The sequence below is a fragment of the Staphylococcus simiae genome, assembly GCF_002902085.1.
Taxonomy (GTDB): Bacteria; Bacillota; Bacilli; order Staphylococcales; family Staphylococcaceae; genus Staphylococcus; species Staphylococcus simiae.
This window is the reverse complement of record NZ_PPQR01000025.1, coordinates 42,127-66,568: the sequence shown is the minus strand read 5'-3', so window position 1 is coordinate 66,568 and position 24,442 is coordinate 42,127. Positions and strand designations below refer to the sequence as shown.

The window sequence follows — 24,442 nt, the reverse complement described above, 5'->3', positions numbered from 1 at the left end:
AAATCTCTTTAAGTAACCAAAAAGGTGAAAAGATTAATAATAATTGGAATAATTTGCAGTCATGATTATTCTCCCTGAACAATTATTATATTTAATCCATGTCTTTTTATAGGTCATTATTAATTTGTATATCTTGAAAAATTAATAGTCGTTGTTAAACAATTATCTATCATTATATCTGATTCAGATACTAAGGGTCAACCTTTCAAATGATACAATAAAATACTACCTGCAATGGCTACATTTAAACTTTCAGCTTGACCATAAATTGGAATAATCAAATTTTGGGTAGTTTGTTGCAATAAATCTGGATTAACACCTTCGCCTTCATTGCCAAGTAATAATGCAAATGACTCACTGGACTGAACTTCTTTAAAAGGTATCGACTGTTCTAAAGCAGTTCCATAAACAGGACCATTAAACTTCTGTATAAAACTAGATAATTCATCGATTATGACTGGTACATGAAAGACACTACCTTGACTAGCTCTTAGAACTTTATCTTGATATGGATCTGTTGTGCCTTTTTCCATGATTACAGCATCTATACCAGCAGCATCAGCTGTTCTAATTAATGTACCTAAATTACCTGGATCTTGTATACGATCTATTAAAAGTACTTGCTTAGCTTGAGTAACGTCATATTGCGGCTTTTCAATAATGGCAAAAAAGCCTTGTGGTGTAACCGTACCTGATAAAGATTCAGCAACTTTCATATTTATTTCATATGTTTCTTGAGCATAATCAATCATTTGCTGATCTAATCGTGATGGTTCAATAGCAAATAATTGCTTGATGTTAATATCACTTTTAACTGCTTCTTCTACTAAATGTATACCTTCGATTAGTGCAAGACCTGTTTTATCTCTTTCACGTTTCTTTTTTAGCTTATTCGCTTGTTTAATTTTAGAGTTTTGTGCTGAAGTGATTTGTTCCAAAAGGGATACCTCGCTTTATATTTATAAGTCATTTTTATTATCAGTCTTTATATATTTATACTTCACTCAATACTTAATTATTAACAACATAACTTTATAAATAAGTAACTATTGACAAGTATACAATAAACACATTACTACTCACTAGTGCGAATATATAGGCTTATGATATTTTAAAAAGAATGACTTCATATGTAGATTTTTTAATATTTCTTCTGTATTAGCTTAAGATAGTATTTCAACAAAATGGTTGTCGATGTTTAATAGTTCATCTCCTAACACTAGGAAACTTTTCAATTAATGGCAAAATACACAAGTACTCGTCATGAGACTATGACAAAATACATTTTATACTTCATATAATGATTTCGTAGTATCCATCTAAAATATTAAACAATGGCAAAATAACCTTTCCTTAGTCCAGTCAATATTGTAAGGTGGGATTATGATATGAAATTTCTGACCTGCTCCCTTTAGATTAATATATAAGGCGTGCATAACTACTAAAGATTATTTATTTAACTAGCTTTTAATGTGAAAATTGAAGTACAAGCCTAACAGAACTATCAGTCCAATTTATTATAGAGCTAAAATTTTTTAAAAGTCCAAACAATTATAGAGTCTTAATTAATAGCACCAGAAAACAAAATGGGAGTGGGACAGAAATAAATTTTATATAAAATTTATTTCGTAGTCCCACCCCGGCAAGACTGACTAGGTTTTCAAAATGGTGATTTATCACCATTTTGAAAACCAGAAAGTTACTGCCAAATGCTTAAATTTAAGTGTAAAATACATTTTGTCTCAGGCTCATAAAAATGTTATACATCAGTCCAATTTGACAGAGAATATAATTATAGAACTACAAAAAACCCTGATTGAAATTATTATTTCAATCAGGATTTATATATGAGTATCTAATTATTTAGAAACTACTTCTTCACCATTGTAAGAACCACAGTTTTTACATACGCGGTGAGATAATTTGTATTCGCCACAACTTGGGCATTCAGTCATACCTGGAACTGAGATTTTGAAGTGAGTACGACGTTTGTTTTTTCTAGTTTTAGAAGTTCTTCTTTTTGGTACTGCCATGATATATCCTCCTTAAATTATAAACGAATAATAATTAATGTTTGTTTAATTAACAACATTATATCATTAACTAAACTACTTATTGCTCTTTATCATATAATTGTTGTAATTTCTGAAGCCTTGGATCAACTTGTTGTTCTGTTGAATCACTCTCTTCTTGCTCTTTAGCAAGTTGTGCTAATTGATCTTCATCAATGACTTCCCAACCGTTACCTTCTGTCAACATTTGATTGCTTTGTTCAGAATAAGCTCTCATTGGTTTCTCAATAATTACAATATCCTCAACAATATCTTTCAAATCAACTGTACCATTTGTGACCTCGTGATAATGTTCATCGACATCATCTTCATCAATGTATTGATTATAACCTTCTAAATCAAACACTTCTGTTGTATTAACATCTAATGGTACTTCAACAGGTACTAAAGTACGTGCACAAGGCATCGTATAGGTACCAGTAATATGCATATCTGCAATAACTTCAGTCGATTTAATTGTTAACTGACCTTGAACAGTAATTGGAGATAAATCAATTAATCCAAGTGATTCTTTTAAATTGTCAAAACTTACCGTTTGATTAAATTCAAAAGGCTTACCTTGATATTTTCTTAATTGCGTAATTGACCATTTCATATGGCTTCACCTCTAACAAGCACAAAATTTATTTTAACTTTCTAATCACAAGTTGTCAAGATTTTTTCTTAACATATGTTCATCTGTTACAATAATAATAATGAATACTGAAAGGAAGAAATGCAAATGAAAAGCGTTGGCTTAATAACAGAATATAATCCCTTTCATAATGGGCATCAACATCACATCAAGCAATCTAAAACAATTTCACAAGCTGACGTTACAGTTGCTATCATGAGCGGTAACTTTGTTATGCGTGGTGAACCTGCTATCTATAACAAATTTACACGCGCAACCATGGCTTTATCGAGTGTAGATTTAGTCGTTGAATTGCCGCTAATAGCTAGTCTTTCTTCAAGTGATTATTTTGCACAACTTGCGGTAAAAGTAGCTGACTACTTGGATATTGATTGCATCGTTTTCGGTAGCGAAAGTGGCAACATTGAATTATTAAAAGAATTATCTCAACAAATTATTTTGATTGAGCAATCAGATGACTTTAACATTAAACTGAAAGAAGGAAAAAGTTATCCTCGTATTATTAGTGAACTATTGAATCATCATCCAGAGCTACAATCGCCAAACAATATGTTAGGTTTAAGTTATCTTAAAGCAATCAAACAACTAGCACCACATATAGCAGCACAAACTGTGTCACGTCAACAAAGTTCTCACCATGACGTTAATATACAACACAATTATTTTGCTAGTGGAACATCCATTAGGAAATCATTATTTAACAATAATGGTGAATGGAAAAATGTGGTACCAACAAATATCCAATATTTATATCAACAACCACATATGAATGCTAATGATGTTTTTAACTATTTACAATATCAAATTGAAGTAAGTGAGCAAAGTGATTTAACATCTATTTATACTATGTCTGAAGGCTTGGAAAACCGCTTAAAATCTAAAATAAAAAACGCTACAAATTTGAATCATTATGTTGATTTATTAAAAACAAAGCGCTATACCTATACTCATATCCAACGATTACTAATGAACGTACTACTAAATATAAAGCAACAAGACGTATCAACTCACATCAATGGTGTCAGAATTTTAGCAATGAACGAACAAGGTAGAGCCTATTTAAAATTATTAAAATCAAAATTTCCCGAAAGAGTCTTTGCTACAAACACCAATAAAAGTAACAGACATCTATTTAAAAACGAAATAAAAAGTACAACAATTTATAACTTAATCAGTGGTCAAACACAACATGATTTCAATACACCCGTTATTCAAAAGTTATAACATTGAATAATAATTAAAACATTATCAACTTTTCTATTACATTATAAAACCTAATGTCTTGAACGATTCACCAAGACATTAGGTTTTCAATTATTTAAATTTTTCTTTTAAAGCTTTTTCAACATTAGGTGGTACAAACTCTGAAATGTCTGCACGATATGCAGCCACTTCTTTAACAATACTTGAACTTATAAATGAGTAATTCGTACTTGTCATCATATACATCGTCTCTATTTCATTATTTAACTTTTTATTCATTGACGTTAAGCGTAATTCATATTCAAAATCACTTACAGCTCTTAAGCCACGAATAATTGTTTTTGCCCCTACTTGTTCACAATAATCTACTAATAAACCACTAAACTGATGGACTTGAACATTTGGCAAATGTGATACAGATTGAGCAATTAAATCCATACGTTCTTCTAAGCTGAACGTACCTTCTTTTTTACTATTTTTTAAAACACAAACATGAATTTCATCAAAACGATCTGTACTTCTTTCGATAATATCTAAATGACCATATGTAATAGGGTCAAAACTTCCTGGTATGACCGCAATTGTATGTTTCATACTATTCTCCTTTTTCTAGTAACAAAGTATCTGTCAATCCATAATGGTACCTTTTAATTAACTTAAATGGTTGATATTTAATATCTTCATGATTACTAAATTCACAAACGATGATACCATTTTCTTTTAATAAATTAAACTGTGAGATTTGTTCCAATGCTTTATCAATTAATCCTTTATTGTAAGGTGGGTCTAGAAAAATAATATCAAACTGAATTTCTCTTTTAGCTAATGCTTTTAATGCTCTATCTGCGTTATTTTTATAAACTTCTGCTTGTGGCATTAAGTCGAGTTGTTTTAAATTTGCTTTAATCACTTGTACAGCCTTAAAATTTTGATCAACAAAGATAACCTTATCCATGCCACGAGATAATGCTTCAATGCCTAGTGCACCACTTCCGGCAAAAAGATCTAATCCTAACCCATCGATGTCAAACAAACTATTAAAGATACCTTCTTTTACTTTGTCCATTGTCGGTCTAGTATTACGCCCTTCAAGACTTTCCAAAGCTTTGCTTTTATGTTTACCTGCAATCACTCTCATATGATTAACACTTCCAATTCATTTACTAATTTTATATAATTTATTGAGAAAAAGGAGATTGATATAACTATGAAACAGACATTTATTACACTTGGAGAAGGATTAACAGATTTATTCGAATTCATGACATTAATTGAATATAATCACCAACGAATTGATAAAATTGTTTACTTCCATTCACCACAATCACCAAAAGCATTATCATCTGTATCAATCATTATGCAACCGACTTCTGGCAATCATTTTCAAGCGTTTTATACGATGATTAATGCACTTAAATATCCCTATCCACAAAGCAATCAAAAATTCGACATGATAAATAAAACTGCAGCACAATATCATATTCCAGTATTTGGTATCGATGTTCAACCGCCGGAAGCATTTCATGACTTGCAATTATATTATAACTATTTAACTAGTGTCTTAAGACTACAAAAATGGATACCAGAACTTCAATAATAAATTATAAAACTTCATGTTTTTCTTTATCATAATATTTCTTTAAATATTTATATGGTGAACCATCAATATGTTTTACATATTTTAATTGCATTAACTTATTGACAATGTAATCAACATCTTCTTCATTAACATACATTACAACAAATTTTCGATCTTTATTTGAATGGACTATATGCCCATATTTACGAATTTGTCTTTCGTGTTTCATATGTTTTAAATATATAATAATACTTGTTCTCGGAACTAAATTCATAATATTATCACTCCATTATTATTCAGGATTAATCATATCACGACTTTATCAATTTTAAAATATTTAGCTGATGCAACGTCAATGATGATGATAATTAACTTCTAGTAAGTCAGCGCTTAATTATACTATTTCTATTTTGAATTATTAATATTTCAATACCATATCATTGTTTAAATTTCACAATGTTTGTTAAGCTAATGATTCAAATTAAGGAGGAACACGATATGAAGAAATTAAATAGATTTGTCCTAAATACATCAATACTTACTGCTGGATTATTAAGTTCTTTACTAATTGTAAAGCAACGCCAAACAACACAACATAAACAAACAATTCCAGCATTTTTCAATAGTCAAGCACCATATATTTTGGCTCATCGTGGTGGTATGGCTTTAAAACCTGAACAAACAAAACTAGCATTTGATAATGCTATAAAGTTTGGTGTTGATGGGTTCGAAACTGATGTTAGATTAACAAAAGATCAACAATTAATTGTCTTTCATGATGCAACTGTAGATAGAACAACTAATGGTTCTGGCAAAGTGAGTGAGCATACATTAGCTGAATTAAAAAAATTAGATGCAGGATACCATTTTAAAGATATTAATGGTACAACACCATACAGAGGACACAAAGATGCATCTATTTTAACTTTTGATGAATTACTACAAATGTATCCTAATATGTATATCAATGTAGATTTAAAAGATGCTCCAGATTCATTTGAAGGTAGCATTGCGCCACAAATCATGTTTGATATTATCACAAGTAATCATGCACAAGATCGCGTTTTAGTAACTAGTTTTTATCGACAACAAATAACACGTTTCAATAATATAGCAAACGGTCGTATTGCTATAGGTGCAAGTCAACAAGAAGTTACAGAAGCCTTTTTAAAATATCATTTATTCCTTGGGAAGTCATATCTTCCTCAAGCTAATACTTTCCAAATGCCAACATCATTTAATGGTATAAATTTAACTTCTAGACGCTTTATAAATTGGTTGAATGACTTAAACATTGTACCAGGATTTTATGGCGTAAATAGTGTAGATTTAATGAAAGATTTATATCATAAAGGTGTACATACCTTAGTTACTGATCGTCCAGATTTAGCTCAACAATTTAAATCAACGCTAGGAGTTAAACAGAAATAATTTAGTAAAGATTTATTTTAGAGACACACATTCTCTAGACTAACTATGAATATAAGACAATGAGTTAACAACATTTTTATACTAGAAAGCTATTAACAATTGATTAATTTTAAGTGTAAAATGCTTGTTGTCTTATTCTAATTTATTAAAGTTACTATTTACTAGATTTATAAAAAAGAGGTAATCCAAATTAACGGATTACCTCTTTTTTAAGTTGTATATCTATTACAATGAACAATTACATGATCCACCAGTCGCACAACCATGATGAGTAGTTTGAAAAAATGGATTGCCCGCTTCTATTTTTACATTTTCAGAAACTGCTACTGCAATTTTAGAAACTACTTCATCTATAAGTTGTTGTAACTCTACTTCTTTTGATTTATGATTCATAACCACTTCAAGCATTTCATACGCTCGCTTACGTTGTCTTGTTTCCATCATAACTTGTTTATAATCTGGATGATACTTCCCAAATCTTTGTACTTCATCGTATTTTTCCTTAGATTTCAAAAAAGCTTGATATAATAAATGTGCTTCATCATCATTCGCCAATTGTTGCTCTGCTTGTTTAAATTGAAAATACGTTTCGGATTGGACAATCATATCCGCTAATTCGTCTATATCATCTAAAATGTCCAATGATGCACTAGTTATCATATATATCCCTCATTTTATTATTTTTGCAAAAAGATTAACGAATAGTAATCTCTCATCACTTCTCCACCCATTTCATCATACTTAGAATTTAAAAGTCGTGATCGATGAATATCTGAATTCATCCAACTATGAATCAATGTCGGTACGTCATTAAAGTCATAGCCTACATTTTGAGCAGTAGACTTATAACTTATACTATTTTTATCCAATTGACCTTTTAAAGCATCTTCAGTAAACTCCACGCTATCATTACCACTTGAAGTTGCTTCGTATAAGTTATTTGACGCTATATGCGCTAAATCACTATTTACTTTTAAAGGATGTAATCCTTTAAGTTTTCTCATCTCATTCGTTACTTCATACAATGAAATGAGTTGATTAGGACTTTGTCCAACTGGTTGTTCAATTTTTCTATCATCACTATCCAAGGAATTATTATTTAATTGGTATGGTTGAATTTCTGCTAACATCTCTTTAGTTAAAAATCTAACACTTAATATTTCTTTTGACTGTTGGTCTGCATAAACTTGTGCATAAATATCTCCATATTTAATTAACATCTGAGTTTTTATGTCTTCATCTGATAATTCAAATTCATATTTCTTGCCGTTAACCGTAAATGTTGGTTCAGGGTTTATACTCGTATTATTAAATACTTTCCCCAAATGTTCACCGATTTTTAGCGGACTTACGTCAACAGATTTGCCAGTTGCATATACTGACTCAATTTTTTTATCTTTAGTTGTAACAATATAATATTTATTTTCATCTTTGAAAATATAATTTTTATAGTCTTCTTTATATGGATAAACACGTTCTGCTTGTCCATATTTTTTAGTTAAAATATTAATGTTTCTACCCAACCATGTACCAACACCCTTTTTAGGTTTCGGATTTTCTGCATGGTTATTCATTTTGTATTTATCACTTTTTGTTATTTTAGTATTTTTATTAGGATTCTCTAAAACATCAAATTTCAGTTTTGGTGAATAAAATAAATATATTAAAAAGCCTATTAAAAATAGCACTCCAATAACTCTAATTACTAATTTTTTCATCAGCCAACCACCTAAAAATAATTATTACTATTGTAAAAAACAATACAGAAATAAGCAACCACTCGAGTAATTCTATGTAGATTACATCACATTGAATCTCGTCATTAATTGTTGATTGAGTTAGATTATAGTATAGAGAATTTCCAGTTGAAATACTAACAATCATACTTAAACTATGATCATATAATAAAATTGTAAATATTAATAAAACAAAGGTTAAAATTCTCTGATTAAAATTTTTCTGCTTTGAGTCCCTATGCAGTTGCACTTATAGACAATTGTTAGCCTTGAAATTTTTCTATAACTGCTATCACCCATCACGTCAATAGCGACTAGTAGAGCCTGGGACATAAAACATTTATACTTAATATCAAGCATTTGGCAGTAACTGTCTAATTTGTAAAATGTTGATTTATCAACGTGTTACAAACCTAGTCAGTTTTGCCGGGGTGGAAGGGACCCAACACAAAAAAAACTGGTTAGTCAGTTTTTTCAGACAATGAAGGGACCCGTCATAGAAAAATTTTATAACTAAAATTTTTTCTTTTATGTGCAAGACGGGCATAGTTGGGCAAGGGACCCGTCATCAAAAATTCATGTGTGGATTTTACATTAATGTGCAAGACGGGCATCTACGAAATAATTTGTTTTGAAATAATTATTTCTGTCTCACTACCTATAAACAGTTACTGCCAAGCGCAACCAATACTTTATATAACCATGCAATTAAAAAAACTGATAAAACACATTATGTTCTACCAGTTTCTTATCTCATTCAATTATTAAATTAATGACCAAATGTTGCTTTTAGTAATGATGTCGTTTCTCCACCTGGATATAGCACAAATAATAATGTATAAACTGTTACACCAGTAATAGCTGTTAAAAACCAAATGATTGAAGCAAATGGTCCAACTTTACGGTGAATATTAAATTTATCTTTAAATGCAGTAACAATTTGTATAATACCTAATATTCCGCCTAAAGTCGCTAAATTAATATGGAAAATTAAGAAAAACGTATAATATTTTTTTATACTTTCAGGTCCACCAAAAGCAGTATTACCTATAAAAATAGTTCTACTCATATAAATAACAAAAAAAGTTGTAGCAAATACTGCAGCTGCTAACATCACTTTTTTATGCTTTTCGATATCGCCTTTCCAAATCAATCTCCAACCAATCGCAATTAAAATGGCACTTATTACGATACATGAAGTACTAATTGTTGGTAAAATTGGAACGCCCATATTTTTCATCCTAACCTAATTTAATCTAAATCATATTAATTAGTGAAACGATAACAACTAAAACGAAAAATACTACTAAATAATTTAGTGAATATATAAACATTTTTGTTGCCCATTTCTCTTGAATTGAATCTTTTTTGAAAGTTGTTAAACCTAATGCAAGCCATCCAAGATTTAATAATGTAGCTAACACTACAAATGTTATTCCTAAGCTAGATAACATAAGTGGTAATGGTAATAAAATAATTAACCATATAAACATACTGACACGCGTACGTTTAAATCCTTTAACGGATGGTAACATTGGAATATTGGCTAATGAATATTCATCTTTACGTTTAATTGCTAAAGCATAAAAATGAATAGGTTGCCAACAAAATATAACTAAAAACAAAGCAATTGCTTCTATACTCATAGATCCTTCAATAGCAACCCAACCAATTAATGGTGGTACAGCTCCAGGGAAACTACCTACAACAGTGTTCCAAGTTGTATGTCTCTTAGACCAAATAGAATAAAAAGAGACATATCCTACTATGCCTGCAAGGCCTAATACACCTGTTGGAATATTTAATAGGAATAAATTAATTTCACCTACTAACATCATTCCGAAACTCAATAACAATAAATTTTTATTTGAAATTCTATCATTAACTGTAGGTCTATTTTGCTTACTTGGCATAATTTGATCAATATCTTGATCATAATAATTATTTAATGCACAAGCACCACCCATAATTAATGTAGAGCCTATAAGCATCAGTATAATTTGAGGTATCGATGATAGGAAGGAATGACCTGTCATTACAACCGCAAGCCATGCACCTGCAAATGCTGGAATCAAGTTACCTTGAACAAGTCCCATTTTAATAATTTGTTGTAATTCTTTGAAGTTTACTCTGCTTTCATCTTGTGACAAAGTGTGCTCTTTACTCATTTTCCCCCTCCTTAAATTTATCCATATAATAATATGATATATCAATTTGCATAAAATTAACAGGTTTAATAAAATTAAATTGTGACATCTTTACGACATTATAAAATGTCAATTTTGTGACACAATTATGTCTTAAATAATTGTTATACTGTATGTGTTAGAAAATAAATATTAAAAATGATGCATCCGTGTGAAAATATGTATGTCATATTTTTAGATGCGTTTTTTTATTGTGGGGTGTATAAAAGTGTTTAGCAAAAAGAATTTAAAATGGCTTGGCGTCCTAGCAACATTAATGATGACGTTCGTGCAACTAGGTGGAGCTTTAGTTACCAAAACTGGCTCAGAAGATGGTTGTGGATCATCTTGGCCATTATGCCATGGTGCGCTAGTTCCAGACTTCATGCCTATTTCTACAATAATTGAATTAAGTCACAGGGCTGTATCGGGCTTATCATTAATTATTGTACTTTGGCTAGTTATAACTGCTTGGAAAAATATAGGATATATAAAAGAAATTAAACCATTATCTATCATTAGTGTTGGCTTTTTATTAATTCAAGCATTGGTAGGAGCTGCAGCTGTAATTTGGCAACAAAATAGTTACGTTCTTGCGCTTCATTTTGGTATTTCTTTAATTAGTTTTTCATCAGTATTCTTAATTACTTTAATTATTTTCTCAGTGGATCAAAAATATGAAGCTGATGTACTAATTATCAAAAAACCACTACGTCGCTTAACTTGGATTATGGCAATCATAACATATTGTGGCGTTTATACAGGTGCGTTAGTTAGACATGCGCACGCTAGTTTGGCTTATGGTGGATTTCCACTACCGTTTAGTGATTTATTACCGCATACTGAACAAGACTGGGTTCAATTAACTCATAGAGCTATGGCTTTAATTGTCTTTACGATTATTTTAATTACTTACATTCACGCTATTAAAAATTATCCAAATAATCGTACCGTTAGATATGGTTATACAGCGGCATTTATTTTAGTTATACTACAAGCTGTTACAGGTGCCCTATCAATCATGACTGGCGTAAACTTAATAGTTGCTTTATTCCATGCCCTGTTTATAACTTATTTATTTGGTATGATGGCATACTTTATTATGTTAATATTACGTACTAAACGTGCTTTAAAAGCTAAAAATTAATAACATTACAATAAACACCCTAACAATGACTGACTTAAGTCATTGTTAGGGTGCTTGTTTATATACAATATTTGTGATGTTTCATTATTGTTGTGTTTCTATTTCAATAAGTAAATCTCCAGTAGCAATAGTATCACCATTAACCACAGTTATTTGTTTAATGACACCATCAAATGGTGCTTGAACCGTTGTTTCCATTTTCATCGCTTCGGTAATTAACAATGGTTGATTAGCTTTAACTTCATCACCCACAGCAACTTTTACCTCAGTTACTGATCCAGGCATTTGAGCTCCTATGTGATTTGGATTTGACTTATCAGCTTTCGGCTTAACATGTGCGTTAGTTTTCACATTGTCATCTTTAATATAAATTCTACGTGCTTGACCATTCATAGCATAGTAAATTGTTCTATTACCATTTTCATCAGGCTCGCTAATTGTTTCTAATTTAATTATTAAACGCTTACCAGTATCAATTTCAATTTCAACTGTTTCACCATTTCTCATACCAAAGAAGAATGTTGGTGTATCGAGTAATGATAAATCTCCATATTGCTCTTTGGTTTGAACATATTGTTCGTATACTTTTGGATATAATACATAACTAATAACATCTTGTTCAGTAACGTCATCTTGTTGTTGTGCCAATTGATTTCTGACTTCATCAAAATTAACAGGTTCCAAATATTCACCTGGTCTTTCAGTTAAAGCACTTTGCCCTTTTAAAATTACATCTTGCAGTTCTTTATTAAAACCATTAACAGGTTGTCCAATTTCACCTTTAAAAAATGATACTACTGACTCAGGAAAATCTAATTTATAACCATTAGAAATAACAGATTGTTCATCTAAATCGTTTTGAACCATATATAATGCCATATCTCCTACAACTTTAGATGATGGCGTCACTTTTACGAGATCACCAAATAAGAAATTAACCCGACGATACATATCTTTAACTTCATCAAAGCGTTCTCCAAGTCCTAAACTTTTCGCTTGTTGACTTAAATTAGAATATTGTCCACCTGGCATTTCATGTTGATAAATTGATGTATTAGGAGATTTAATATCACTTTCAAAATCAGAATAATATGAACGTACAGTTGACCAATACTGACTCAACGTTTCTAATCCATCAATATCTGTTCTCAAGTTACGTGAGAAGCCATTTAATGCATAATATAAAGAGTTCGCACTAGGTTGACTAGTCAAACCACTCATTGAAGCTACTGCAGTATCAATAATATCGACACCAGCATCTATCGCTTGTTTGTAAGTTAATAAGCCATTACCACTCGTATCATGTGTATGCAAATGAATTGGTAAATCGACAGCTTCTTTTAATTCTCCTATTAATTCATAGGCTGCTTTAGGCTTCAATAGTCCTGCCATATCTTTGATTGCTAAAATATGGAAACCTTCTCTTTCTAATTCTTTGGCTAATTTCACATAGTATTCTAATGTATAAACGTTAGAACGCTCTGGGTTTAAAATATCACCTGTATAACAAATAGCTCCTTCAGAAATTTTTCCTGCATGTTGTACCGCTTCATTTGCTACTTTCATTTGATCGACCCAATTTAATGAATCAAATATTCTAAAGACGTCAATGCCTGCTTTGGCACTTTCTGCAACAAATTTATGAATCACATTATCTGGATAATTTTTGTAACCAACAGCATTGGACGCTCTTAGCAACATTTGGAACAATACATTTGGTACTGCTTTACGTAAGCGTTCTAAACGTTCCCATGGATTTTCTTTAAGGAAGTTATAAGCAACATCAAATGTCGCACCACCCCACATTTCAAGTGAAAAACCATCTCTAAAAACTTCGGCAGTTTCTGAAGCAATATTCATCATATCTTTAGTTCTTACTCTGGTTGCTAATAAGGATTGATGTGCATCTCTAAATGTTGTATCTGTAATCAAGACATCATCTTGTTGTTTGACCCAATCTGCAACACCTTTAGGCCCTACTTGATCTAATAATTGCTTAGTACCTGACAGAGAAGCAATTCTATTATGGGATACTTTAGGAATTCTTGTTGACTCGTACTCGGGTTTAGGTCGTTGTTGAACATTTGGAAAACCATTAATTGTAACATTTCCGATATACTCTAAAGTTTTAGTACCTCTATCTAATGTTGGCTTGATGTCAAATAGTTCCGGTGTCTCTTCAATAAATTTAGTTGTATAATCTCCACTTGTGAATTTGTTATTTTTCATAACATTAATTAAAAATGGGATATTTGTTTTAACCCCACGAATTCTCATTTCTCTTAATGAACGTACCATTTTTTCTTCGGCTTGTTTAAATGAAATCGCATGGGTAGATAATTTAACTAGCAATGAATCATAGTACGGTGATATTTCAGCACCTTGGAAACCATCACCTGCATCCAAACGTACACCAAATCCACCACTAGATCGATAAGCAATAATTGTTCCTGTATCTGGCATAAAATCATTTAGAGGATCTTCTGTAGTAATACGACACTGGATAGCATAACCTAACGTTTGAATATCTTGTTGTTGCGGCATGTTTATCATATCTCCAAATAAACTTGCACCATCAGCCACTAAAATTTGTGTTTTTACTATATCAATACCTGTTATCATTTCTGTAATCGTATGCTCAACTTGAACTCTTGGGTTTACTTCAATGAAGAAGAATTCATTACCAGAAACTAAAAATTCAACCGTTCCCGCATTAACATATTTAATATTTTCCATTAATTGTAGTGCAGCATTACAAATACGTTGTCTTAAATCTTCTGTTAAACCAACAGAAGGTGCCACTTCCACAACTTTTTGATGTCTACGTTGTACGGAGCAATCACGTTCATATAAATGTACAATGTTACCGAATTCATCACCAATAACTTGAACTTCAATATGTTTAGGGTTATCAATGTATCTTTCTATATATACTTCACTGTTACCAAATGACTTTTCAGCTTCAGATTTAGCACGATGGAAAGCATCTTCTAATTCGCTAGCTTGGCGTACAATTCTCATACCTTTACCGCCACCACCGCTAGTAGCTTTAATCATTAATGGATATCCCGCTTCTTCAGCAAATTCTTTGGCTAATTCATATGAACTAATTGGTCCATCTGTGCCAGGTATAACCGGTAAATTCGCTTTAATTGCAGTAGTACGTGCTTTGACTTTATCTCCAAACATATCTAAATGTTCTAGGTGTGGTCCTATAAATTTTATTCCCTCTTCTTGACATCGACGTGCAAACTGTTCATTCTCACTTAAAAAACCATAGCCAGGATGAATCGCATCAACATGAGCTCGTTTTGCTACATCTATAATACGTTCAATATTTAAATAACTTTCAGCTGGTCCTAAATCACTGCCTACTAAATAAGATTCATCAGCTTTATATCTGTGTAATGAACTTTTATCTTCGTTTGAATAAATTGCAACCGTACTAATGTCTAACTCTGCTGCTGCTCTAAAAATTCGAATTGCAATTTCTCCACGGTTAGCAACAAGTAACTTTTTTATATGTTTCAATAGCGATACACTCCTTAAACTATTAGAATTTTCTAACTAATTAGATAATAAAATTTTATCCTAATGTTCAAAATTTTGCTATAGATATACTAAATTTATCAATTAAGCTAATTGAATGATAAATTGAAATTAAAAAAATACCATAAAAATCACATAAAGTTATCAATAACAATAACTTAATCTTATCATCAGTGTTTAAACTTTTCTAGTATCTGCATTTATTTTAGTAATAATATTTAGTTATTAAATCATAGTAATATATTAAGTAACAGTAATGTTGTTAGCAAAATAAAGAATTAATGTTAATAAATAATTAAGGTTCTCTATTTTTTAGGACTGGTAAATAAAAAGTGAATAATTTAAAATATAAATTATTTTGAAGCTGAGACTCCTGAGGGACCGGGCCCCAACATAGAAAAATTCTATAAATAGAATTTTTACTATAACGTGCAAGTTGGGGTGCGAGGCTTAAAAAAATAATTATGTATCAGCCTTATTTGGGAGAGAACCATAATTTAAGTGAGTTCCTTTAATCATGACATTAAACTTATATATTGTGATAAGAGTATTATAAGATTGATTAACAACATATGTATACCACAATCACTTTAATTCAACTAATATAAACTAACTCCCTTCAAAGTAGTCATGTCACAAAGTTTACTTTGAAAGGAGTTATTTCTTAATATGATGTAGTTATTAATTATATCGTCGCTTGATATCTATTTTCTTTTGTTGTTTCTTTCTATGTTGATCAATTTTAATTTGTTTACCAACAATGAGTAATAGTCCTAAGGCGATACTTAAACTAATAATTGATGAACCACCATAACTAATAAATGGTAATGGTACACCTGTCAATGGTATTGTTGCTGATATACCACCTAAATTAACGAACGTTTGGCTACCGATATATGCAGCTATACCTACACAAACTAATTTATAAAAATATGAAGTTGTTTTAGTCGCAAATTGAAATGCTCGATAAACAATAAAGAATTCTAAACATATCACTAATAAGCCACCAATTAAACCTAATTCTTCACAAATAACTGCGAAAATAAAATCAGTATGAGGTTCAGGCAAATAACCTAATTTTAAAATACTGTTGCCTAATCCTCTACCAAAGATTCCACCATTACCAATAGCTAATAAAGAGTTAGAGATATGATAACCTGTACCAGATTCATACTGGAATGGGTTTGTTAAAATACTAAAACGAGCTGTTAAATACGTTGGTAAGAATCCACCTAGTAACGCAATAATAAATACTACTAAAAACGCTAAAATTGTTGGAATGCCATATCTTAATACTTTAGAGACGCCTATTCCTGAATACAAAATAATAGAAAATAAAATAATTAAAATTAGTAACGTTTGACCTACGTCTTTTTGTAAGAGTACTAAGAAAGTACACATCATAATTAATAGAAACGGTCTAAGTATTAAGTTGAAATTATTTTGAACTCTAGGCATTTTCTTATTAATCATAAATGGTAAGTATAAAATAATAGCAATTTTTAATAGTTCTGATGCTTGCAAGTTCATAAAGCCTAAATTAATCCAACTTTTAGAACCATTGATGTCTTTACCTACTATTAAAGTCGCCAATAACAATGCAATGATGCCTAACATCATCCATTTCTGAACATTAACATTACTTAATAACTTGACGTTCATTAAAAATGCCATAAAAAAGACAATCATAAAGCTGATAATGACATAGGCTAGTTGTCGATTATAAAAGTATGTTCCTGCTACTTCGACACCGCCAGTTAATGTACCTTTCGTTGCTGGTACCATACTCGCACTATATACCATGACTAAACCTATTAAGCATAAAACAATATATGTAACTAACAATGGGTAATCGATAAATTTTGATGTTTTACCAATATACCTTAAAATTCCTCTTAAATTCTTCATAAAAAGTCATCCAATTCTACAATTTGTATGATAATGTTGTTATTTTTAAAATATGTAAAAAATCTCTGCTATTAATTATATACATTTACCTACTGTTATCACAAATATAATATGATAAATTTAGGCATATTTTTATTTATATCATGTTGTAAAAATATATCTTAACCTAACAAAAGTGACTGTTATATCATCAATATATGATATCGCAGTCACTTTTTAACTAGTAATATTATTTCAACGACAATAATTGTTAATATCCCGTAATATGTATGTCGTCGTTATTAAAAATAATTTATTATAAAAGACATTAAACGTTTGTAAATGCTTCGTGTAATTTTGAAAGTTCTTTTTCAAGACGTAACATAATTTTTTTACCATCTTCTCTATCAACTAAGCCTAATTTCACTGCAAAATCAACTTCTTTTTGAAGACCAAACATTTGTGTATCTAAAACTTCTTCATACAAAGGGCATGAAGGTAAAGTTAAATTGTCCATTTGAACCTTAATTAATTGTAAAATTTCATTTGCATCATTTGTTAATTGATCTAATGCTACATTATTCATAGTAGATTGTTTCGTCATGACACGCTCCCCCTCTAATCATTATCTCTTATCTTACTAAAATTCTATCTTACTAAATATTAAAAAGCAAGTAGATTTAAAATGAGACATGACTATTTTATGTTAAAATAACCATAGATTATATTATAGGGAGTGGGACAATGATACAAATAAAAGGAGCTGTAAAGTTCCCTATCACTTTAGATAGTACAACATGGATATTTGATGATAGAAAAGTTCGCATCGAAGACCTTGAAAAGGGTGTTTTTGACGGTTCTAAGCCAGTTGATTTCGATAATAATCATGAATGGAATCGAGCGATTTTAGAAGGTCAAACTAATCCACCAACGCTAAACTCAGAAATTAAATATAGAAAACGTTCTGTGTTAGAAGATTCATTTGTTATCAATATGGCACCATTTTTTACACATTCTGAACCACATATTGATGCTAAAGTTATTCGTCTATCTAATGACAAAGAGCATATTGATATTCCAATTGATTTGCTACCATATTTATTTTTCCAATTTGCTAAAGACGGCAAACGTTTATATAGCGACAATGCTGTTGATAGTTTTATTTATAACCAAGAGGACGGTTATTCAAATCAATTTAAATACGTCACTCAAATTGAGGTGATTTAAGTTGAGACAAGTTCAATGTATCATTTGTGATACTAAAGTATACATAGATGAACAAACTGTTGAAGCTAAACGTCTTAAAAATAATCCAATAAGAACTTTTATGTGTGATGATTGTAAGAGTCGTCTAGACACACCTAAGCAACGTCGACAACACAATCACATAGATTAAAAAAACTGAGCTAACCTACGTTAATAGATTAGCTCAGTTTTTAATTATCTTATTCGTTATCTTGTAGCATTTGTTTAATACGTTTTGCTTCTTTTTCACGAACACTCTTATTTAAGATCGTTTTTCTTAAACGAATACTTTGCGGTGTAACTTCTACAAGTTCATCATCATTAATAAATTGTAATGCTTCTTCTAAAGTTAAAATACGAGGGCGATTCATTGTTTGAGTTTGGTCTTTTGTAGCAGAACGAACATTTGTTTGGTGTTTTGTTTTTGTGATATTAACAGTTAAATCATTTTCACGATTATGTTCACCAACAATCATACCTTCATATACTTCAGTACCTGGTTCCATGAAGTTTACCCCTCTATCTTCTAAACCAAGTATCGCATAAGTACTAGCTGAACCTTGATCCATTGAAATTAAAGCACCGTTACGACGTCCACCGATTTGAGCCTTAATACGTGGTCTAAATTCTTCAAATGTATGGTTAATAATACCATATCCTCTTGTCATAGACATAAATTCAGTCGTGTAACCAATCATACCACGTGCTGGTACCATAAAGATTAAACGTGTTAAACCATTGTCAGTTGTAGTCATATCAACCATTTCACCTTTACGTGCACCTAATGATTCGATAACTGCTCCTGAATTCTCTTGAGGAACTTCACATTGAACACGTTCAAATGGTTCACACATTACACCATCAATTTCTTTCAAAATAACTTGTGGTTTAGAAACTTGTAATTCAAATCCTTCACGACGCATATTTTCAATTAAAATTGATAAATGTAATTCACCACGACCAGCTACGATCCATGTATCTGGTGAATCAGTTGGTTTAACTTTTAATGAAACATCTGTTTCTAATTGTTGATCTAAACGTTCTTGAATTTGACGTGCAGTAACAAAATCACCTTCACGACCTGCAAAAGGTGAATTATTAACTTTAAATGTCATTTCTAACGTCGGCTCATCAATACGTAACACTGGTAATGCTTCCTGATGGTCATGTGGTGTAACTGTTTCACCAACGTTGATATCTTCCATTCCTGATACTGCAATTAAATCGCCTGCTTGCGCTTCTTCAATTTCCAAACGTTTAAGACCGAAGTAACCAAACATTTTTGTAACACGGAAGTTCTTAACAGAACCATCTAATTTAATTAATGATACGTTATCACCAACACGCATTTTACCTCTGAAGACACGACCAATACCAATACGACCAACATAGTCATTATAGTCTAATAAAGCAACTTGAAATTGTAATGGTTCATCACTATTATCAACAGGTGCAGGTACATAATCAATAATTGTTTCATATAAAGATTGCATATTTTCATCTTGTTTATCTGCATCTAAGCTCGCAGTACCATTAACAGCTGACGCATAAACTACTGGGAATTCTAATTGTTCATCATTAGCTTCTAGTTCGATAAATAAGTCTAACACTTCATCAACGACGCCTTCAGGACGTGCAGATGGTTTATCTATTTTATTTACGACTACCACAGGTTTTAAATTTTGTTCTAAAGCTTTTTTAAGTACAAAACGCGTTTGTGGCATTGTACCTTCATAAGCATCAACGACTAGAACAACACCATCTACCATTTTCATAATACGTTCTACTTCACCACCGAAGTCAGCATGTCCTGGCGTATCTAAAATATTAATACGTGTTCCTTTATATTCAACCGCAGTATTTTTGGCAAGAATAGTAATACCACGTTCTCTTTCTATATCGTTAGAGTCCATTGCTCTTTCGTCTACATGTTCGTTCTCTCTAAATATACCAGATTGTTTTAACAACTCATCTACTAGAGTTGTTTTACCATGGTCAACGTGCGCAATAATTGCTATATTACGTACGTCTTCTCTTTTATTAGTCATAAAATTAATTTCCTTCTTTCTTAAGTAAAATCCCACTTTTAATTACAACTTTTTTATTATATCATATAATTGAGAAATGATAAGCAAAAGGTGGGGATAGGATGGAACAAAAAAAATCTAAAAAGATTTTTTGGCTATTTTCTATATTAGGTGTGACTTTTTTATTACTATTTAGTTTTGCTCTTGGTGCAGCCAATGTCCCAATGATGATTTTAACATTTGTATTACTTGTTGCAACATTTGGAGCTGGATTTTCTTTGAAAAAGAAATATCGTAAAAACGATTGGCTATAAAACATTTTATGTTAAAAGGGTACTGATGCTATTTTAAAATAGTGTCAGTACCCTTTTAAAAGTTATTTTTTATTGTTAAAACGACGTTCATGTAATGATTTTAGTGTAGTATAGTGTGGTTGTAGATAATCATTTAATATTTCTTGGTGAACTTTGGAATTAGCAATTAGCACTGAGTTAGGCAAATTAATTAATAATGGTTCACCTAAAAGATTAGATGCTGTACCCTGCACTTCTTGCAAGATAATAATCCCTCCTGCAAAATCCCATGGTTGTAATCTAGGTGTGATATAAGCTGCTAATTGACCAGTTGCAACTGCAACAATTTCAAGAGCAGCACTCCCATATGCTCTAGCACTTCGTGAATCATTAACAATATCTTTAAATATTGGTCCTATAACTGGTTTAGTTAACCAATTAGGATTAATACCGATAATGCTTGTTTTAAGAGCTGTATTTTCTAATTTTTTTAATTTTTGATGTTGGCAATAAGCACCTTCACCAGCTTTAGCATGGTACAACTCATCTTTCACAACATCATAAACGAAACCAGCATATGCTTGTCCATCAACAAATATACCAATAGAAATTGCAAAGTTTTGTTGCTGATGAACAAAATTCAATGTTCCATCGATTGGATCAACAACCCATACTACACCTTTATAACTATTAATATCATGGCCATGCCCTTCTTCACCTATCACTTGGTGGTCTGGATAAGTATGCTTAATCATATCATTTATAAAGACTTCAGTAGCTTTATCTACATTTGTAACTAAATCATTGGGATTTGATTTTGTGTCGATAGTTAGATCTTGCTCCATTAATTGTCTTATTTTAATACCCGCTTCCAATATTAAGCCATGAGCGAATTCGTATAATGCCATGATATCATCTCCTATTCATACATATTATACATCAAGTTTTTTAAAAATTAACATATTTGAATTATTTCATAAAAAATTAAGCGTATTAATCTTCTATAGTTATTATCATATGCTACAATATTTTTAAACATTGACTTGGAGGTAAATTATGACAAAATATACATTTTCACCTAAAGATTTTAAAGCCTTTGATGTTGAAGGTCTTGATGCTAGAATGGAAGCATTAAATGAATATATTAGACCTCAATTAAATCAACTTGGCGAATATTATAGCGATTTTTTCACAAGCCAAACAGGAGAAACATTTTATCCTCATGTTGCCAAACATGCACGTAGAAGTGTTAATCCTCCTAAAGATACATGGGTTGCTTTCGCTCCTAATAAACGTGGATATAAAATGTTACCACACTTTCAAATTGGTTTGTTCAGAGACCATCTATTTGTAATGTTCGGTATTATGCATGAAGCAAAAGACAAGGCACAACAAGCCAAAATTTTCGAAAAACATTTTAACGATATTAAACGATTACCAGAGGATTATAGTATTTGTTTAGATCATATGAAACCGGATAAGCCATTGATTAAAGATTTATCAGACGAACAATTAAATGAAGCGATACAACGTGCTATTAATGTTAAAAAAGGTGAATTTTTTGTTGCACGTTATATCACTCCCCAAGATGAACATTTAAAAAGTGATAAAGCCTTTCTAACATTCTTAGATGACACATTTAATCACTTTTTAAAATTTTATACTGCTTAATTTTGTTAAGGCTAGGAAAAAGCATTTTACACTTAAAATTAAGCATTTGACAGTAACTGTCTGGTTTGCAAAAAGTTGACTTATCAACGTTTTACAAATCTAGTCAGTCTTGCCGGAGTGGGATAGAAATAATTTGTATTGAAATAATTATTTCTATCCCACTCCTCTTTATTACACCTCAAAAAGTTTAGGTTGACCTAAATATTTTATTAGGTTAATATATTTTCATAAGTATTCGAGGTGAGTCATAATGAAAAACAATAAAAATTCAAACAAAAAAGAACAACTAAGTTTAGATGAAATAAACAATACTGTTGAATTCGATTATCAGAGTTCTAATAAACAAAAGTTTTTATCATTTTTAGGTCCAGGACTATTGGTGGCTGTAGGTTATATGGATCCTGGTAATTGGATTACATCAATGTCTGGTGGTGCTCAATACGGCTATACCTTACTCTTTGTTATTCTTATATCTAGTTTATCTGCCATGTTACTACAAAGTATGACGGTTAGATTGGGGATTGCAACTGGTTTTGATTTAGCACAAATGACACGCCATTATCTATCTAAACCTGTTGCAGTTATATTTTGGATTATTGCAGAATTAGCAATTATTGCTACTGATATTGCCGAAGTTATTGGTAGTGCGATCGCGTTAAATTTACTTTTCAATATACCACTTATTGTAGGTGCTTTAATTACTGTATTTGATGTATTCTTATTACTATTTATTATGAAGTACGGCTTCCGTAAAATCGAAGCTATTGTTGGTACTTTAATCTTTACTGTACTATTCATTTTTATATTTGAAGTTTATATTTCTTCACCACAGTTAACTGAAGTATTAAATGGTTTTATACCTCATAAAGAAATTGTAACTAATAATGGTATATTGTACATTGCTTTAGGAATTATTGGTGCGACAATCATGCCACACAACTTATATTTACATTCTTCCATTGTACAATCTAGAACTTATTCTAGACATAGTAATAAAGAAAAAGCTCAAGCAATAAAATTTGCTACAATTGATTCAAATATTCAATTGTCAATTGCCTTTGTTGTAAATTGTTTGTTATTAGTTTTAGGTGCCTCATTATTTTTTGGATCTAAAACTGGTGACTTAGGTGGTTTTTACGACTTATATCACGCTTTAAAAACTGAACCTGTGTTAGGTGCAACTATGGGTGCTATAATGAGTACTTTATTTGCAGTAGCTTTATTAGCCTCTGGTCAAAATTCTACCATCACTGGTACTTTATCTGGTCAAATTGTTATGGAAGGTTTTATAAATCTACACATTCCAAACTGGTTAAGAAGATTAATTACACGTGCAATTGCAGTAATTCCAGTTATTGTATGTTTGATTATTTTTAAAGGTAACGCTGAAAAAATTGAACAATTACTTGTATTTTCTCAAGTGTTTTTAAGTATTGCATTACCATTTTCTTTAATACCTTTACAATTAGCTACAAGTAACAAAACTTTGATGGGACCATTTATAAATAAAACATGGGTCAATATTATTTCTTGGACTTTAATCATTATATTAAGTATTTTAAACGTTTATTTAATCATTCAAACGTTCCAAGAATTATAGGTCTCTCCAAATTGGACTGATATCTAATTATTCACTTTTTATTAATCAGTCCTAAAACATAGAGAGACGAATTATAAAACTTTACTAGTCAAAATTTAATATTATTTAAGCAAAGAAAACCAACCGATATTATATTAGCTCGGTTGGTTTTCTTGTATTTTAATTAATAAATTAATCATAGT

24 protein-coding genes are annotated in these 24,442 nt (G+C 30.8%); 9 read left to right on the top strand and 15 right to left on the bottom strand.

All coding sequences use genetic code 11. From position 1 onward, the window contains the following. Positions 1 to 197: 197 nt before the first annotated feature. From CD113_RS04460 to CD113_RS04445, 3 genes are all read right to left on the bottom strand, one after another. Positions 198 to 938, bottom strand: a complete 741-nt coding sequence (locus CD113_RS04460; RefSeq protein WP_002464967.1) for a TrmH family RNA methyltransferase — start codon at positions 936 to 938, stop codon at positions 198 to 200. Between the two features lie 921 nt (positions 939 to 1,859). Then, positions 1,860 to 2,033, bottom strand: coding sequence for a 50S ribosomal protein L32 (gene rpmF, locus CD113_RS04455; protein WP_002435373.1), 174 nt, complete (start codon positions 2,031 to 2,033; stop codon positions 1,860 to 1,862). Positions 2,034 to 2,112: 79 nt separating this feature from the next. Continuing rightward, on the bottom strand, positions 2,113 to 2,667 hold the full coding sequence (locus tag CD113_RS04445) for a YceD family protein (RefSeq protein WP_002462479.1): 555 nt from the start codon (positions 2,665 to 2,667) through the stop codon (positions 2,113 to 2,115). 126 nt (positions 2,668 to 2,793) lie between these two features. Here CD113_RS04445 and CD113_RS04440 point away from each other — a divergent pair, with 126 nt between their 5' ends. Then, a complete protein-coding gene (locus CD113_RS04440) occupies positions 2,794 to 3,930 on the top strand; it encodes a nucleotidyltransferase (RefSeq protein ID WP_002462478.1) in 1,137 nt (378 codons plus the stop codon). 90 nt (positions 3,931 to 4,020) lie between these two features. On the opposite strand, the gene coaD is transcribed toward CD113_RS04440, so the two are convergent. Together coaD and rsmD are read right to left on the bottom strand one after the other, a co-directional pair. Beyond that, on the bottom strand, positions 4,021 to 4,503 hold the full coding sequence (gene coaD, locus CD113_RS04435) for a pantetheine-phosphate adenylyltransferase (protein ID WP_002462477.1): 483 nt from the start codon (positions 4,501 to 4,503) through the stop codon (positions 4,021 to 4,023). A gap of 1 nt (position 4,504) precedes the next feature. Continuing rightward, entirely contained in the window at positions 4,505 to 5,047 is a 543-nt protein-coding gene (gene rsmD, locus CD113_RS04430; protein WP_002462476.1) for a 16S rRNA (guanine(966)-N(2))-methyltransferase RsmD, read from the bottom strand. A gap of 69 nt (positions 5,048 to 5,116) precedes the next feature. Between rsmD and CD113_RS04425 the strand changes: the two genes are divergently transcribed. After that, a complete protein-coding gene (locus CD113_RS04425; protein WP_002462475.1) occupies positions 5,117 to 5,506 on the top strand; it encodes a DUF7147 family protein in 390 nt (129 codons plus the stop codon). Positions 5,507 to 5,510: 4 nt separating this feature from the next. On the opposite strand, the gene CD113_RS04420 is transcribed toward CD113_RS04425, so the two are convergent. Continuing rightward, positions 5,511 to 5,762, bottom strand: coding sequence for a YlbG family protein (locus tag CD113_RS04420; protein ID WP_002462474.1), 252 nt, complete (start codon positions 5,760 to 5,762; stop codon positions 5,511 to 5,513). Positions 5,763 to 5,986: 224 nt separating this feature from the next. Here CD113_RS04420 and CD113_RS04415 point away from each other — a divergent pair, with 224 nt between their 5' ends. Then, entirely contained in the window at positions 5,987 to 6,919 is a 933-nt protein-coding gene (locus tag CD113_RS04415; protein WP_002462473.1) for a glycerophosphodiester phosphodiesterase, read from the top strand. A 225-nt stretch (positions 6,920 to 7,144) separates the two neighbouring features. Here the strand turns inward: CD113_RS04415 and CD113_RS04410 are convergent, their stop codons facing one another. The 4 genes from CD113_RS04410 to cyoE form a co-directional block, all read right to left on the bottom strand. Then, on the bottom strand, positions 7,145 to 7,579 hold the full coding sequence (locus CD113_RS04410; RefSeq protein ID WP_002462472.1) for a YlbF family regulator: 435 nt from the start codon (positions 7,577 to 7,579) through the stop codon (positions 7,145 to 7,147). A 17-nt stretch (positions 7,580 to 7,596) separates the two neighbouring features. Next, positions 7,597 to 8,637, bottom strand: coding sequence for a CAP-associated domain-containing protein (locus CD113_RS04405; protein WP_095092649.1), 1,041 nt, complete (start codon positions 8,635 to 8,637; stop codon positions 7,597 to 7,599). A gap of 787 nt (positions 8,638 to 9,424) precedes the next feature. Beyond that, positions 9,425 to 9,886, bottom strand: coding sequence for a DUF420 domain-containing protein (locus tag CD113_RS04400; RefSeq protein WP_002462710.1), 462 nt, complete (start codon positions 9,884 to 9,886; stop codon positions 9,425 to 9,427). Positions 9,887 to 9,911: 25 nt separating this feature from the next. Continuing rightward, positions 9,912 to 10,823 carry a heme o synthase gene (gene cyoE, locus CD113_RS04395; protein WP_002462709.1) on the bottom strand — a complete coding sequence of 304 codons (912 nt, stop codon included), beginning with the start codon at positions 10,821 to 10,823 and terminating at the stop codon, positions 9,912 to 9,914. 247 nt (positions 10,824 to 11,070) lie between these two features. Between cyoE and CD113_RS04390 the strand changes: the two genes are divergently transcribed. After that, positions 11,071 to 11,988 (top strand): COX15/CtaA family protein, encoded by a 918-nt coding sequence (locus CD113_RS04390; RefSeq protein ID WP_002462708.1) that lies wholly within the window; start codon positions 11,071 to 11,073, stop codon positions 11,986 to 11,988. Between the two features lie 84 nt (positions 11,989 to 12,072). On the opposite strand, the gene CD113_RS04385 is transcribed toward CD113_RS04390, so the two are convergent. The 3 genes from CD113_RS04385 to CD113_RS04375 form a co-directional block, all read right to left on the bottom strand. Next, positions 12,073 to 15,519, bottom strand: a complete 3,447-nt coding sequence (locus tag CD113_RS04385) for a pyruvate carboxylase (RefSeq protein WP_002462707.1) — start codon at positions 15,517 to 15,519, stop codon at positions 12,073 to 12,075. Between the two features lie 699 nt (positions 15,520 to 16,218). Next, entirely contained in the window at positions 16,219 to 17,445 is a 1,227-nt protein-coding gene (ftsW, locus tag CD113_RS04380) for a cell division peptidoglycan polymerase FtsW (protein WP_002462706.1), read from the bottom strand. 307 nt (positions 17,446 to 17,752) lie between these two features. Further along, entirely contained in the window at positions 17,753 to 18,028 is a 276-nt protein-coding gene (locus CD113_RS04375; protein WP_002462705.1) for a YlaN family protein, read from the bottom strand. A 140-nt stretch (positions 18,029 to 18,168) separates the two neighbouring features. On the opposite strand from CD113_RS04375, the gene CD113_RS04370 reads away from it, so the two are divergent. After that, the gene (locus CD113_RS04370; RefSeq protein WP_002462704.1) at positions 18,169 to 18,651 is read left to right on the top strand and encodes a hypothetical protein; all 483 of its coding nucleotides are present in this window, start codon (positions 18,169 to 18,171) and stop codon (positions 18,649 to 18,651) included. Between the two features lies 1 nt (position 18,652). After that, positions 18,653 to 18,820 (top strand): DUF2197 domain-containing protein, encoded by a 168-nt coding sequence (locus tag CD113_RS04365; RefSeq protein WP_002462703.1) that lies wholly within the window; start codon positions 18,653 to 18,655, stop codon positions 18,818 to 18,820. Positions 18,821 to 18,869: 49 nt separating this feature from the next. Here the strand turns inward: CD113_RS04365 and typA are convergent, their stop codons facing one another. Further along, a complete protein-coding gene (gene typA / locus CD113_RS04360) occupies positions 18,870 to 20,717 on the bottom strand; it encodes a translational GTPase TypA (protein ID WP_002462702.1) in 1,848 nt (615 codons plus the stop codon). A gap of 101 nt (positions 20,718 to 20,818) precedes the next feature. Between typA and CD113_RS04355 the strand changes: the two genes are divergently transcribed. After that, complete coding sequence (locus CD113_RS04355; protein ID WP_002462701.1) at positions 20,819 to 21,010, top strand: DUF5325 family protein; 192 nt, start codon at positions 20,819 to 20,821, stop codon at positions 21,008 to 21,010. Positions 21,011 to 21,072: 62 nt separating this feature from the next. Here the strand turns inward: CD113_RS04355 and CD113_RS04350 are convergent, their stop codons facing one another. Next, positions 21,073 to 21,897: an inositol monophosphatase family protein gene (locus CD113_RS04350; protein ID WP_095092647.1), complete on the bottom strand. Its 825-nt coding sequence runs from the start codon at positions 21,895 to 21,897 to the stop codon at positions 21,073 to 21,075. A 148-nt stretch (positions 21,898 to 22,045) separates the two neighbouring features. On the opposite strand from CD113_RS04350, the gene CD113_RS04345 reads away from it, so the two are divergent. Both CD113_RS04345 and CD113_RS04340 read left to right on the top strand, forming a co-directional pair. Next, the gene (locus CD113_RS04345) at positions 22,046 to 22,660 is read left to right on the top strand and encodes a YktB family protein (RefSeq protein ID WP_002462250.1); all 615 of its coding nucleotides are present in this window, start codon (positions 22,046 to 22,048) and stop codon (positions 22,658 to 22,660) included. A 250-nt stretch (positions 22,661 to 22,910) separates the two neighbouring features. Then, positions 22,911 to 24,260 (top strand): Nramp family divalent metal transporter, encoded by a 1,350-nt coding sequence (locus tag CD113_RS04340; protein WP_002462252.1) that lies wholly within the window; start codon positions 22,911 to 22,913, stop codon positions 24,258 to 24,260. Positions 24,261 to 24,442 lie beyond the last annotated feature (182 nt).